At 63.4% G+C, this 12613-nt stretch carries 13 protein-coding genes and 2 pseudogenes; 11 read left to right on the top strand and 4 right to left on the bottom strand.

What is annotated here, in order from left to right; genetic code table 11:
• Positions 1-7 precede the first annotated feature (7 nt).
• Genes virB10 through ACVJGD_RS00570 form a run of 4 tightly spaced genes read left to right on the top strand, consistent with a single transcriptional unit; the run spans position 8 to position 5237 of the window.
• Positions 8-1144 (top strand): type IV secretion system protein VirB10, encoded by a 1137-nt coding sequence (gene virB10 / locus ACVJGD_RS00585; RefSeq protein WP_456632575.1) that lies wholly within the window; start codon positions 8-10, stop codon positions 1142-1144.
• The gene (virB11, locus tag ACVJGD_RS00580) at positions 1141-2172 is read left to right on the top strand and encodes a P-type DNA transfer ATPase VirB11 (RefSeq protein ID WP_456632574.1); all 1032 of its coding nucleotides are present in this window, start codon (positions 1141-1143) and stop codon (positions 2170-2172) included. The genes virB10 and virB11 overlap by 4 nt, the downstream gene beginning before the upstream one ends.
• On the top strand, positions 2138-4084 hold the full coding sequence (locus tag ACVJGD_RS00575) for a type IV secretory system conjugative DNA transfer family protein (RefSeq protein ID WP_456632573.1): 1947 nt from the start codon (positions 2138-2140) through the stop codon (positions 4082-4084). The genes virB11 and ACVJGD_RS00575 overlap by 35 nt, the downstream gene beginning before the upstream one ends.
• Entirely contained in the window at positions 4068-5237 is a 1170-nt protein-coding gene (locus ACVJGD_RS00570) for an LPD7 domain-containing protein (RefSeq protein ID WP_456632572.1), read from the top strand. Before ACVJGD_RS00575 ends, ACVJGD_RS00570 begins: the two co-directional genes overlap by 17 nt.
• Before the next feature lie 41 nt (positions 5238-5278).
• Here the strand turns inward: ACVJGD_RS00570 and ACVJGD_RS00565 are convergent, their stop codons facing one another.
• Positions 5279-5509, bottom strand: a complete 231-nt coding sequence (locus tag ACVJGD_RS00565; protein ID WP_456632773.1) for a TraC family protein — start codon at positions 5507-5509, stop codon at positions 5279-5281.
• 230 nt (positions 5510-5739) lie between these two features.
• Between ACVJGD_RS00565 and ACVJGD_RS00560 the strand changes: the two are divergent.
• From ACVJGD_RS00560 to ACVJGD_RS00545, 4 genes and pseudogenes are all read left to right on the top strand, one after another.
• Positions 5740-5850, top strand: a pseudogene (locus ACVJGD_RS00560) (plasmid stabilization protein); the annotation flags it as partial.
• Positions 5851-5903: 53 nt separating this feature from the next.
• The gene (locus ACVJGD_RS00555) at positions 5904-6938 is read left to right on the top strand and encodes an IS630 family transposase (RefSeq protein ID WP_456632559.1); all 1035 of its coding nucleotides are present in this window, start codon (positions 5904-5906) and stop codon (positions 6936-6938) included.
• A 185-nt stretch (positions 6939-7123) separates the two neighbouring features.
• A complete protein-coding gene (locus tag ACVJGD_RS00550; protein WP_456632571.1) occupies positions 7124-7399 on the top strand; it encodes a type II toxin-antitoxin system Phd/YefM family antitoxin in 276 nt (91 codons plus the stop codon).
• Positions 7386-7833 (top strand): annotated as a pseudogene (locus ACVJGD_RS00545) (plasmid maintenance toxin (PemK-like)). The gene ACVJGD_RS00550 and the pseudogene ACVJGD_RS00545 overlap by 14 nt, the downstream one beginning before the upstream one ends.
• A 67-nt stretch (positions 7834-7900) precedes the next feature.
• Here the strand turns inward: ACVJGD_RS00545 and ACVJGD_RS00540 are convergent.
• From ACVJGD_RS00540 to ACVJGD_RS00530, 3 genes are read right to left on the bottom strand one after another with little or no spacing between them, the layout of a single operon-like run.
• On the bottom strand, positions 7901-9019 hold the full coding sequence (locus ACVJGD_RS00540) for a tyrosine-type recombinase/integrase (protein ID WP_456632772.1): 1119 nt from the start codon (positions 9017-9019) through the stop codon (positions 7901-7903).
• Positions 9016-9423 carry a PIN domain-containing protein gene (locus ACVJGD_RS00535; RefSeq protein WP_456632570.1) on the bottom strand — a complete coding sequence of 136 codons (408 nt, stop codon included), beginning with the start codon at positions 9421-9423 and terminating at the stop codon, positions 9016-9018. The genes ACVJGD_RS00540 and ACVJGD_RS00535 overlap by 4 nt, the downstream gene beginning before the upstream one ends.
• The gene (locus ACVJGD_RS00530) at positions 9423-9677 is read right to left on the bottom strand and encodes a type II toxin-antitoxin system Phd/YefM family antitoxin (RefSeq protein WP_456632569.1); all 255 of its coding nucleotides are present in this window, start codon (positions 9675-9677) and stop codon (positions 9423-9425) included. Before ACVJGD_RS00530 ends, ACVJGD_RS00535 begins: the two co-directional genes overlap by 1 nt.
• 388 nt (positions 9678-10065) lie before the next feature.
• On the opposite strand from ACVJGD_RS00530, the gene ACVJGD_RS00525 reads away from it, so the two are divergent.
• Genes ACVJGD_RS00525 through ACVJGD_RS00515 form a run of 3 tightly spaced genes read left to right on the top strand, consistent with a single transcriptional unit; the run spans position 10066 to position 12452 of the window.
• A complete protein-coding gene (locus ACVJGD_RS00525) occupies positions 10066-10926 on the top strand; it encodes a DUF1403 family protein (RefSeq protein ID WP_456632568.1) in 861 nt (286 codons plus the stop codon).
• 1 nt (position 10927) lies between these two features.
• Positions 10928-11620, top strand: coding sequence for an SMC-Scp complex subunit ScpB (gene scpB, locus ACVJGD_RS00520; RefSeq protein WP_456632567.1), 693 nt, complete (start codon positions 10928-10930; stop codon positions 11618-11620).
• Positions 11583-12452 carry a hypothetical protein gene (locus ACVJGD_RS00515; protein WP_456632566.1) on the top strand — a complete coding sequence of 290 codons (870 nt, stop codon included), beginning with the start codon at positions 11583-11585 and terminating at the stop codon, positions 12450-12452. Before scpB ends, ACVJGD_RS00515 begins: the two co-directional genes overlap by 38 nt.
• The last annotated feature ends 161 nt before the right edge of the window (positions 12453-12613 follow it).

Below are 12613 nucleotides of genomic sequence, written 5' to 3'. Positions count from 1 at the left end.
GCGCAACATGAGTGAACTTGAGAATGAGGCGCTTGCCGGCGATCGCGGCATTACCCCGGTGGGAGGAGGGGACAATGGTCGAGCGGCGATGCTCAAACGCGGTTTCGGCGCACTCGCGCTCACGGCCTTTGCATTCCTGATCATCTGGGGCACCTGGAAGAGCGATAAGCCGGTCAGCGATTCCGCCCGCAAACTCATGATCCGCCAGGCGGCGGCGTTCGAGCCCGTCGCGGAATCACCGGCAGCGCCAATCACCACTGCCTCCATTCCGGTCGCGCCAGTCTCAGTCGCACCCGCGCCCGCCCCGGACCAGATGCTCGAAAGCGCGCGGCGCGCGCCGGTGCTGGCCTATAACCGGCCGGTCACATCGGGGCGTCCGCCTCGTGATGGCCTAACCGGAAGCGTCCCCGTCGATCCCTATGATTTTGGGCGGGCCGAGCCACGCAACGAGCTTGCGGACAAGCTGAAACCCACGCCAATCGAAGGCGTGCGCGCGGCCCGGCTTCCCAATCGCAATCTTCTCGTCACCCAGGGCACGTCGATCCCATGTGTGTTGGAGACCGCGATGTCCTCGGATGTGGCCGGTTTTGTCTCGTGCGTCGTGTTGCGCGACGTCATGTCGGATTCCGGCAATGTGGTGCTGATGGAAAAGGGCACGCAAGTGGTCGGCGAATATCGCGGCAATGTCCGGCGCGGCTCCAAGCGGATGTTCGTCCTATGGGCTCGCGCCAAGACGCCGACAGGGGTCATTGTGGCATTGGCCTCGCCTGCCACCGATGCACTCGGCCGGGCCGGGTTCGACGGCGACATCGACACGCATTTCTGGGAGCGCTTCGGCTCGGCGCTGTTACTCTCGATCGTCAGCGACGCGTCCTCGATCGGACGCCAGCAGCTGCAAGACGGCTCGATCCAGATCAATAACACCACCGGCGCCACCAACACCGCCGCCGGCATTGCCGTCGAGCAGTCCATCAACATCCCGCCAACGCTGAGCAAGAATCAGGGCGAGCTCGTGAATATCTTCGTCGCGCGCGACCTCGATTTCTCCTCGGTCTATCAGCTCAAACGGATCGAAACCCGCACCCAGATTCTCGACCGCACCACGCTCGGCGGTATGGTCGGGCCGGGTGTGGTGACGAAATGAGCGCAGTCGCATCGATCGAACGCGATGGCGGTCGCCTGGTGCTGGCGCGTTACCTCGAGCCGCTGGCTCCATACCTGGCCGACAACACCCTGACCGAAATCGTCGTCAACCGCCCGGGCGAGGTTTTCGTGGAGGGGTCTGATGGTTGGTCCCGGCATGAGCTAGCTGCCCTCACGCACACCTATCTCTCCCACCTTGCAACCGCGGCCGCCAGTCTCACCCGCCAGGACATCGGACCGGAATACCCCGTGGTCTCGACCAGCCTGACCGGCGACGAGCGCTGCCAAATCGTTGTGCCACCCGCGGTCCCCGCGGGCATGATCAGTCTCACGATCCGCAAGCCCTCGACCTCGACCATGAGCCTGGACGTTCTTGAGCAGGTAAAGCTCTTCGATGAGGTCCGCTCTGCGAGTGACGAACTGGATGCCGACGAGCATCGGCTGCTCGCCCTGAAAGAATCCGGCCATTGGCGCGAGTTCCTTGAGCTCGCGGTACGCAGTCGCCGCAACATCTTGATCTCGGGGGCGACGGGGTCCGGCAAGACCACTCTGTCCAAAGCGCTGATTGCTGCTATTCCGGCGCATGAACGGCTCATCACCATCGAAGACACCGCCGAGCTGGTCGTCCCACATCAAAATTGCGTCCGGCTGATCTATGCCAAGGATGGGCAGGGCGTGGCCACAATCGGGCCCCGCGAACTCTTGAAATCGTCCTTGCGCATGCGGCCCGACCGCATTCTGTTGCAGGAGCTGCGCGACGGCACCGCCTTCTTTTATCTCAGAAATGTGAATTCGGGCCATCCGGGATCGATCACGACGGTTCACGCCGACAGCGCTCGCCTGGCCTTCGAACAAATGACCTTGCTGGTCAAAGAAAGTACGGAGGGACGTGACCTCCATCGCGACGATATCCGTTCGCTCTTGCTGCATCTCGTCGACGTCGTGGTCCAGATGCAGAAGCGCAACGGCCGCTACCGCATTTCGGAAATCTACTATGACCCCGTTCGCAAACGCGACCACGCCCGTTAAGGCAGCCCAGGGCGCGGCGCTTACACTCTTGGCGGGTGCAGTCTTTCTGCTCGTCGCTTCGAACGTTCTGCTGCTCGGGCTCAGGATTCACGATGGCGGCTTTCACTGGTGGGAGATTGCCACAGGCTGGCCGCGCTATGGCTCCGACCCACGCTTCGATCGCTGGCTGACGCTCTCGACCCTTGCCGGGCTGATTGCGGTCTTCGGCCTGCTCGGCGCCGTCTTCCGGCACCGGCCGCTTCCCCTTCATGGCAAAGCCCGTTTCGCCTCCGAGCGTGAGATCAAGGCCGCCGGCCTAAGATCTAAGGATGGCCTGCTGCTCGGCCGCAAAGACGGAAAGATGCTCTGCTTCGGCGGATCGGAACACGTCCTTCTCTACGCCCCAACGCGCGCCGGGAAGGGGGTCGGCTATGTCATTCCGAACTTGCTCAATTGGCCGGATTCAGTCGTTGCGCTGGATGTCAAGAAGGAGAACTGGGATCGCTCGGCCGGCTTTCGCGCTAGCCACGGCCAGGAGGTTCATTTGTTCGACCCGCTCGACGAGAACGGCTGCACGGCGCGGTACAATCCGTTGGGTTACGTGCGCAGCGATCCCGCCGACCTGTATGACGACCTACAGCGCATTGCAGTGATGCTGTTTCCCGCCGAGAGCCGCGGGGATCCGTTCTGGTTCGAGGCCGCTCGTTCATCCTTTGTGGCGATCGGCGGATATATCGCGGAAACGCCAGGTTTGCCATTGACGATCGGCGAGATCCTGCGCCAGCTCGCAGCAACCCAGGATCTCAAAGCCCACTTCAACACGGTCATCGGCGACCGCAAAGGGCGTCCTTCCCCGCTGTCGCGACACTGCATCACGGCGCTGAACGATTTTCTCGCCGCCTCCGAAAATACGTTGAATTCGGTGCGTAAGACCGTAACGGCGCGGCTTGGTCTTTGGCTCAATCCCCGCATCGATGCCGCCACTTCGACCAATGATTTTGACCTGCGGCAGCTGCGCGAACGGCCCATGTCGATCTATCTCGGGGTAACGCCTGATAATCTCGACCGCATGGCGCCCCTTCTCAACCTATTTTTCCAGCAGGTGGTCGACCTCAACACCCGGGAGCTGCCGGAACAAAACCCCAAACTCAGTCGCAAGGTCTTGCTCTTGCTGGACGAATTTCCGGCGCTGGGTAATGTCAATGTGCTGGCAAAATCGGTCGGCTTCATCGCCGGATACGGCATTCGCCTTCTCACTGTGGTCCAGAGCCCGGCCCAGCTGCGCGCGATCTACGGGATCGACGCGGCCCGCAACTTCATGACCAACCATGCCATCGAGGTCGTATTTGCTCCGAAAGAGCAGGACGTGGCGAATGAGCTCTCGGAGCGTATCGGCTATGACACCGTGAAAGCGCACAGCCGCAGCGGACCGAAGGGGCTTGCCATGCGCTCTACCAGCGAGACGGTCTCCGAGCATCGTCGCGCCCTGATGCTGCCGCAAGAGCTGAAGCTTCTTCCAAAATCCAAGGCCTTCATACTTGGTAGCGGCATCTCGCCCATCATCGCCGACAAGATCCTCTATTATGAGGACAAGGCATTCCTGCCGCGATTGCTGCCGGCCCCGGTCCCCGAGATGCCGAAGGGCCGCTCGAATGCGCTTCTTGACGCCGAAATCAAGGAGCTGCGCTCCGAGATCGCCGAGCTGCGCGCGGTATTCCGGGCTCGGCCCATGACCGACGATGAGGTAGCCGATCCGTCCACGATCCCAGCGAATGCCTCATTCGACTTTGGCGACGTGGACATCGACCTCGAGGGTCTCTCCGAAGACGACATGAAAGCCTGGACCTTGAACTACATCGATGCCCAAGCCATTCCGCCGGCGCGACGTTTCGGCCGCAAGAAACACGAGTCGCAGCATGAACGACACGCGTGACGATAGTGAGAACTTCAGCCGCGACCGGCAACGTCGCGCGGGGCGCGATTCCAATTTAGACAAGCGTAGAGAGGACACGGCAACAACGTCCGCGCAGACCGACAAGTCACCCTCCGCGGCGACCCTGGATGATGCATTTCCGGATCGTATCCGACGCAAGTACTATGTGGTGGCCAACAAGCCTGAAAGGGATGAGTCAAACGGCGTAGCCCGGCTGTACGCGGACGAACGCGGCGAGTATCTCGCGTTCAAGGTGACAGAAGATCGCCTTGTCACCCGGCTGGCCGCCGCCGAGGTTATCCGCGACATGGTCAGCGTGGCGCAACATCGACAGTGGGAGGCGCTGCACGTGCGCGGCTCCGTGGAGTTCCGGCGCGAGGCTTGGCTTGAGGCCGGTGCTCGCGGCATCGAAGTCCGGGGCTATCAGCCGACCGATCTCGATCGACAGGCGCTCGCCGATCGAAGGGAAGTCTGGAACCGAACACCTCCCCGCACACACGAGGTGGGTGTTGGTTCAACTTCTGACAAAGACACGCTCGCCGAACGACTCGACTACGACAAAGGTGTCTCAGGGCGGTTGATCGAGGTCAGCCGAGCACCTTATCGCAATCGCAGCGACGCCGAAACAACCACTTACGTGACCATCGAGCTTGACAACGGCCTGCGGCATCAGGTGTGGGGCGTTGGACTTGAAAAGGCGGCGGCCGATAGCAAGGCGAGCCCTGGCGATCGCATCCAGGTGCGCAGGGACGGTGTCGAACGCGTCGCAAAGGATATCAAGGTCATCGATGCAGCAAACGGGAGTGCACGTATCGAGCGGCGGCAGGTGCCGCGTAACCGTTGGCAGGTGACGGCGGAGACGATTCGAACCGCTGATCGACAAACGGCAAAGCGCGATGCCGATCCGGTCGCAGCGCAATCCCACATGGTCATCGTTGAGAAGGCGCTGGAACGCGTGTTTCCGGAGAATGAACGCGCGCGGCAGAGTGTTCTGGAAGTAGCCAAAGAACGGATCGAGTATCACCTCAAGCACGGCCATTCGTTTGCGCGCGCAGCAGTTCTCGACCGCGTTCAGGAGCACCAACGATCAGGAACCGAAAAACGCGAGGTTCGTCGCGCCGGACCGTCACGAACGCGCGAACAAGAGCGCTGATGTTTCGCTTCTTGCTGGGAGCTGGGCCAGGGCGCATGCGTTCATGCCATGTCCGAAGACGCGCCAGACGCAACGCCCGCGGCCGCCTTCGCGCCTCGGCTCCCGCCTTTGCGAAACCAGCTGGCGATCTCTTCAAAGGCCGACAGCAGCGCGCCTTCTTCGATCTCGATCTCTCCCATCCCGGCCTTCAGCGCGATGCGCCCGATGCGCTCGGCCTCCCGCGTTTCAGCCTGCTTCAGCTGATCCTGAAGCCGAGCGATTTCGTCCCTGATCCAGGCTTTCCTGCCGGCGCTTCGCGCAAAGCAGACAGGAAAGGCCTGCCGGAATGAAAAAGCCCTCGCGGTGAGCGCGAAGCGCGACCCGGGTAATTAACGGGGTCGGCGAAGCCGACGCTTAGGAAGATCATACCGCCGTTCCGAAGGAGCGGCTTTCCCAAGGGAGCAGTGATACGTCGCTTGAAGCGACGTCCTGCTTCCCGCCCACAAATGGGCAGGTTAGCGACCTTGCGCAAAGGGAGAGGTCTTCAATCGCTGACATTGTCGAGCGTGCGCTCGAAGCCTACGAGGTACGAACGGCCGCCCGCGAACCGCCAGCGGCCTTCTACGCTCGCCTTACTCATTGGTCAGAAATATAGACGACATTGCAGCGTTGGTGTATGCTATCGGCATGAAACGCGACGGCCGACTTCTTGACCACCGGACACTGGAAGAAATCCGCAGGATGGCGCTGGAACGGGTGCGCGAAGGCGAAAAGCCGAGCGCGGTCATCGGCAGCTATGGATTTCACCGCAGCGTGATTTACCGCTGGATGAACGCGGCGCAAGGTCGTGGGAAAGGCCTGCGGGCGCTGGCGTCGCGCAAAGGAACGGGACGTCCGAAGAAGTTGACGGCGGTGCAAGAGCGACAAGTGTTTCGCTGGATCAACGGCAAGAACCCGCTGCAATACGGGTTCGATTTTGGCTTGTGGACGCGGCAAATCGTGCGCGAACTGGTGGTGCGGGAATTCGGCGTGAGGCTGAGTCTGGCGTCGATCGGGGGGATGCTGGCGCGCTTGGGATTGAGCGCGCAGAAGCCATTGCAACGCGCCTATCAGCGTGACCCGGAAGCGATCGAGCGTTGGCAGCGGGAAACCTATCCGGCCATTGCGCGGCGCGCCAAGCGGGAGAAAGCGGATGTCTATTTCTGGGATGAATCCGGTTTCCGGGCCGATGCGGTGCAAGGCACGACGTGGGGCGTGAAAGGAGAAACGCCGGTGGTGCACACGCCGGGGCAACGGCAAAGCATCGGCGCGGCGTCGGCGGTGAGCGCCAAGGGCGCGTTCTGGTTCGCTACGTACAAGGGCGCACTGTCTGGTGAGCTGTTCGTGGAACTGCTCAAGAAGCTGATGTATCGCCGCAAGAAAGCGCTGCATCTGATTGTGGACGGGCTGCCCGCGCACAAGAAGGCGGTGGTCAAGGACTACGTGGCGAGCACGCAGGGAAAGCTGACGCTGCACTTTCTTCCGGGATATGCCCCGGATTTGAATCCGGACGAGCTCGTATGGAGCCATGCCAAGCGCACTGGCAATGCACGCCGGCCGCTGCGCGCAGGCGAGAAATTGGAAGACCGGGTCCGCACCCAGCTCGCCGACATCGGCAACAGACCAGCTCTGGTGCGTTCCTTCTTCAAGCATCCAGATGTCGCCTATATTTCTGACCTATGAGTAAGATGATTTGCGATCCCGAGGTAACCTTGAAGGCTTCATCCGGGAGGAGCGGCGTCCCACGCAGGGTTCAAGCTTTGATCTTTCCCAAGCCTCAGGGTGGCGGACCAAAGCCCGTCGTGGGCTCCGGGGCTTGCGGGATTACCGGGATTTCCGTATATTACGGGAATTAGGAGGATGGAACGATGAGTTCGACCGTCACCGCCGCCGAAATATCGAAGAATTTTGGCGCCTATCAAGATGCCGCCGTGCGCGAGCCAGTGATTATCACGAAGAACGGCCGCCCACGCACAGTGCTGATGGCCTACGAGGATTTCGTGCGGCTGTCGAAGCGTGAGCGCCGTGTTCAGCGCACCGTTGATCTGAGCGAGGCGGACATCACCGCGGTCGAGGCCTCGGAGATGGCACCGGGTTCCGAGCACCTCAACGCCGAGCTCGATAGAAAACATGCTGCCGACTGAAATTCGGGTCGGCTGGATTTTTCGCTACGCGTATCTGTGGGACTGGCAGCACCGCGAAGGGCGAGAGGAGGGCGACAAGGATCGGCCTTGCCTTGTGCTGGCGATCGTGGCGACTGACGAAGAGCGCACGTCCATCGTCCGGGTGCTGCCGATTACCCACACCCCTCCGGCGAATCCAGCCGATGCGATCGAGATTCCGGCCGCGGTGAAGGCGCGGCTCCGGCTCGATGACGAGCGCTCCTGGATCGTGCTGATCGAGAGCAACCGCTTCACCTTGGCCGGGCCCGGACCTTCGGCCCATCGACAGCGATAGCGGCTATTATGGCGCGCTGCCGCCAAAACTGTTTACAGAGGTCAAGCGGCGCTTCGTGGCGATCGCCCGCGGTGAGGTCGAGACGAGCACGCCGCACCAAAGCGTGCCGCGCACGACGTGAGCACCATCAGCCGGTTACATTTCCGAGCCATTGTCGTCTGAAGGAGGGCAGGGGGCTGTCTCAGCGATCATAGGCCCGCGGCCTTCGTGAGATTCACCCGGAATCGGTCGCGGCGGCGCTGGTAGCGGCGGGTTTGCTCGGCGCTGGCGTGCCCGAGCTGCTTCTGGACGTAGCGCTCGTCCACTTCGGCAGAGGAGGCGAGGCCGGCGCGCAGCGAATGCCCGGCGAATTTCTCTACCCGTTCGCCTTCGGTCAGGTCGGCGCGCACGCCGGCGGCCAGCGCCACGCGTTTGACCAGCCGGGCGACCTGTTGGTCGTTCAGGCGATCCGGTCCGACCTCTTTGCCTTGGCCCGTTACCCGGCGGAAGACAGGCCCATGGCCGATCCGCGCGAGCTTCAGCCAGGTCTGCAAGGCAACGATCGGGCAGGTGGCGTCCGACGAGCCGCGGCCGATCTCGATCTCGCGCCAGCCGGTCTTGCCGCGCAGGGTGACGATCATGCCCTTGTCGAGGATCTCCACCCAGCCTTGGCCGTCCTGGGTCTGGTCGCGACCACAATCCAGGCCGACGATCTCCGAGCGCCGCAAGCCGCCGGCAAAGCCGAGCAGCAGCATCGCCCGGTCTCTTAAGCCCCGCAGGGTGCCGCGATCGAGCGTCTCGAGCATGGCAATGACATCTTCCGGTAAGACCGCCTCCTTCTGCCGGGGCGGGGCGCCATGGGTGTTGCGGATGCCGGCAAGCACGGTCGCGATGTGGCGGTCCGCCCGATCGAGCGGGGTTCCGCGCTGCGCATAATTCCAGGTCAGGGCCGAAAGCCGGCGCTCGATCGTCGCGACGGAATTCGCCTGGCAATCGGCCGTTGCGGCGCCCGAGGCGCAGGCGGTGATGTAAAGCCCGACCGTCTGCGGCGACGGCGGAAGCAGCTCGAGGCCCTGGCGCCGGCACCACCCGGAAAAATGCTTCCAGTCGGAGGCATAGGCCCGGCGCGTGTTGGCTGAGCTCGCCGCGTCGACATAGTCGCGGGCGCGATCGGCGAGCCGCTCGAGATGCGCCGGCAGGCCGGTTTTTGGTGGCGGAAGAGGGGAGGGGAGGGATGCCTCGGCAGGATCTGTGTCGATCTCCGTCTGAGCGACGTCAGACGGGGCGGCGGCGAGCGGCTCCGGACCGGTCGCAGGACTGCTGTTCATGCCGAGGCCTCCCAAGGATTGATCACGGTTGCACCCGTATCCTCGAAATCCCCCACATTGCGGGTGACTAGGATGAGGTCGTGGACGATGGCGGTGGCGGCGATCAGCCCGTCGATATCGCCGCGCGGCCGGATCGCGGCGATGCGACCCCACTCGACGGAGATCTGGTCGGTCACCGCCAGGATGCGATCAGCATGGTCGTGGCGCAGCTTGCGCAACCATTCGGCAAGATGGCCGGCCGCCTTTGGGTCCGATTTCTGCTTGAGGGCGATGCCGCGCATGATCTCGCCGAGGGTGAGGGTGCTCAAATGGACGCTGGCCGGGTTGACCGAGCGCAGCCAGCCGGTTGCCTCCGGAGAGCCGCGCCGGGCCTCGGACACGACATTGGTATCAATGAGATACATCAGAATGCCTCGTCACGGCTGGGGGTCTTGGCGCGCCGCGTCACGGCCTTGGCCAGCTCGTCATCCCAGCCTGGCCCGGCTAGCAAATCGTCAACCAGGGTCGGCCGGCCGGACCGGAGCGCATCGTAATCGGCGGCCGACAAGACCACGGCGGCCCGCTCGCCGCGCAGGGTGACGACCTGCGGGCCTTCGAGGCGGGCCTTCTGCACCACCTTGGAGAACTGATTCTTGGCGTCCTGCAGTGGCCATTCCATTTTTGCGCGCTCCTAGCTAGACAGTCTAGCTATATAGGGGTGTTTTCGTGGGGATCAAGGATGCGACGGCCGTGCCGGCGACGCCTCGACGGCGGAGAGATCGACGGCCGGGGCGCTTCTCAGGCGGCCTGGAGGCTTCCGGAGCGCGACTTTCCGGCTTCCGGGCGGTGAAAACGAGCATGCTCTCTATAATGGCAAGAACGACCGATAAGGCATTATCGGACGTTTTTATTTCCCGACAGGCGCGGCGGTTTGGGTTGATTTTGATGGCGTAAAGCGCCGCAGTCGCTTACCCTTGCGCATGCCCGCGCGTTGCCGAACCGTCCCCGACCCGCCGCCGACCTTCGCCCCGGCGCCGAGCTGGCTGCGCCGTCGCGCACCGCCCGACATGGCCGCGGAAGCGGTGTTTTATGCCGGCGCGGCGCTCGCAGCGCTGCATCCGATCGCCCGCGACGCGCACCCGCTCGGCAGCCTGTGGCGCCAACGTCTCGCGCTCGCCTGCGCCGCTGCGCTCGCGCGCCAGGGCGGGCGGACGGACGACGAAGCGGCGCTGCGCGACCACTGGTACTTGCGCCGCGAGGCCGATGATCCGGGCCCCAGCGGCCGTCTTCTCGGCGCCTGGCGCAAGCTCAGCGAACGGGCCGCCTCCAGCGACGTGGAGGGATGGATTTTTGCCCTTGCGACCACGCTCGACCATCCGCTCGGCTCGCTGCCGAGCGAGATCGTCGAACTTGCAGCTCGGCATACGCGGCGCGAGCACGCCATGCCGGTGCTCGCTGCTGCGGAGATCATCGCCGCAAGCAGGCGCCTGCTCCCGAACGAGGAGGCGCTGCCGCTGTGGCTGGCGGACGCCGTCCTCGCCCAGCAGCTGCGCTGGCCGGCACCGGTGCCGCTGCTCGCGGCCCATCTGTCGCGCGGTGCGCTGCGCAAAGCGCCGCAGCACCTCGAAGGCGAGACCATCTTCATGAACGCACTCTGTGCGGCCTACACGACGGCGGCGGTGGCCGCGATCGACCTCTATCGTGATCTCGCACGGCGGGCGACACGCCTGCTGGCGGTGGCGCCGAAGCTGCGTGGCAAGGATGCCGACATCATGGTGGGGATCCTGATGATCGAGGACGCCCAGTCCGCCGGCGCCGGCAAGATGGCGAGCGATCGCAGCACACGGCGGCTGTTCGAACGGCTGGTGTCGCTCGGCGCGGTGCGCGAGCTCACGGGACGGCCGACCTTTCGATTGTACGGGCTCTGAGATGGGACGGCGCGCGCGACCGAAACAGGATCTCGACACTGAGCTGGCCGATCTGCCGCCGGCGCTGCGCTGGCGCGAATGGATGGGCCGGGTCGAAGCGGTGATCTTCGCCTCGTCCGCCCCGGTGACGCGCGAGGTCCTGGCGCGCGTCGTCGGCCGTGACTGCAGCATCGACCTTCTGATCGACGACATCCGTGACGAGCTGCGCGGCCGGCCCTACGAGCTCGTCGCGGTCGCCGGCGGCTGGCAGCACCGCACCCGAAAAGACTTCGCCGAGGCGATCCGGGCCGCGATCGGCGCTGGCGGCGGTGAGAAGACGTTGTCGCAGACCGAAGCGCTGATCCTCGCCTGCATCGCCTACTACCAGCCGATCAATCGCAGCGAATTGTCATCCTTCTTCGGCAAGGAGGTCAGCCGCGATACGATCGGGCGTCTGCGCGCTCTGGAGTTCATCGCTGCCGGGCCGCGCAGTCCGCAACCGGGCGCGCCCTACACCTATGTGACGACGAAAGCGTTCCTGTCGCATTTCGGATTCGACACGCTGCGCGATCTTCCGGACATGGAAATGCTTGAGGACGCCGGTCTGCTCAGCAAGGACAAGCTGCTGGCCGGAGAGTTTCCGGACCCCTTGCCGGCAGATGACGATGATGGTGACGATGATGAAGAAGCTGCAGATCGGACAGAGACAGGCTAGCCGCATCTGCCAAATGCCGGCCGCCGACCGGCTTGCGTTCATTGCGACGGGGCTTCCGATCATTCATGCCAGCGCAATGGGATTCTGGTCTGCCTCCGCGGAACTGCAACAGAAGCCGCGCGAGGCCGAGGTGCTCGCCGGATTCGCCAAGGAGGAAGCGGCGAAGATTCTCATCCTGCTCGATGTGGTTCGCTGCCCAGAGAAGCGGGTCGCCGGCAGGCTCAATAAATTGGTCGGCCGGTTTTACGGGCACCTCGAACGGTTGATTTATGCCCAACTCACGGAGTGGTGGTCCACTGACGTCGTGGACCTGCGGAAGGCGGTCGAGCCGCTGCGCAAGACCCATGATCTCGAAGGCAATATGGGCGAGTTCATCGTCCCGAACGACACGCTTTACCGGCGGGAGAGCAAGCTCTATGCGGACGTCGAGGCCTACGAGGATGGCACGCCGGTCTGGAATGCGCCCGTCGTCCACCCAAGCGGTTTCCCGCCGCACGTGCCGGCCGTCGTGCAAGTTGTCGACGCAATGGCGGCTTGCGGAATGTTTACATTGGCGGGGCTGAAAGCCACATCTGAGATCTGGGGACAGCTTGAGTTTCAGGAGAAGGAAACGCTGCAAGACGCAGAGCGTCTGACCCAGCAACTTCTGGAGCGGCAGATTGCCCAGGGCTTGCCAGCCGAATCCGCGACTCAGGATCATGTCGATACATTGTACAGGCACTGGCCACTGCCGCTGTACAATGTCGACCTCGATCCAATCCCTGTTGCGCTCAAAGAACTGAAAGCCGAGCAGGAACGCCTCTATTGGGCGGAGGTCGGCGACTCCTGGTGACGCTATGTTCGGTGCCCTCAGAATGGCCTCGGGAGCACTATGACTGCGATGGGGTCATGTTTCGATCGGGATTTACAGATGAAGGCCCTGGACCGGGTCAGAGCCACTATAAAAAGGACACGCTGGCCTCCGCCGCGGTTCGTCGTAAGGCCAGGAAACTG

It is taken from the genome of Bradyrhizobium sp. USDA 10063, assembly GCF_054063735.1.
The sequence above is the reverse complement of the archived record's forward strand: the minus strand, read 5'-3'. Positions and strand labels throughout refer to the sequence as shown.

Coding starts and splice junctions, on each gene's coding strand:
- virB10 (WP_456632575.1), top strand. CDS start 8: ATGAGTGAACTTGAGAATGAGGCGCTTGCCGGCGATCGCGGCATTACC.
- virB11 (WP_456632574.1), top strand. CDS start 1,141: ATGAGCGCAGTCGCATCGATCGAACGCGATGGCGGTCGCCTGGTGCTG.
- ACVJGD_RS00575 (WP_456632573.1), top strand. CDS start 2,138: ATGACCCCGTTCGCAAACGCGACCACGCCCGTTAAGGCAGCCCAGGGC.
- ACVJGD_RS00570 (WP_456632572.1), top strand. CDS start 4,068: ATGAACGACACGCGTGACGATAGTGAGAACTTCAGCCGCGACCGGCAA.
- ACVJGD_RS00555 (WP_456632559.1), top strand. CDS start 5,904: ATGAAACGCGACGGCCGACTTCTTGACCACCGGACACTGGAAGAAATC.
- ACVJGD_RS00550 (WP_456632571.1), top strand. CDS start 7,124: ATGAGTTCGACCGTCACCGCCGCCGAAATATCGAAGAATTTTGGCGCC.
- ACVJGD_RS00540 (WP_456632772.1), bottom strand. CDS start 9,019: ATGAACAGCAGTCCTGCGACCGGTCCGGAGCCGCTCGCCGCCGCCCCG.
- ACVJGD_RS00535 (WP_456632570.1), bottom strand. CDS start 9,423: ATGTATCTCATTGATACCAATGTCGTGTCCGAGGCCCGGCGCGGCTCT.
- ACVJGD_RS00530 (WP_456632569.1), bottom strand. CDS start 9,677: ATGGAATGGCCACTGCAGGACGCCAAGAATCAGTTCTCCAAGGTGGTG.
- ACVJGD_RS00525 (WP_456632568.1), top strand. CDS start 10,066: ATGGCCGCGGAAGCGGTGTTTTATGCCGGCGCGGCGCTCGCAGCGCTG.
- scpB (WP_456632567.1), top strand. CDS start 10,928: ATGGGACGGCGCGCGCGACCGAAACAGGATCTCGACACTGAGCTGGCC.
- ACVJGD_RS00515 (WP_456632566.1), top strand. CDS start 11,583: ATGATGAAGAAGCTGCAGATCGGACAGAGACAGGCTAGCCGCATCTGC.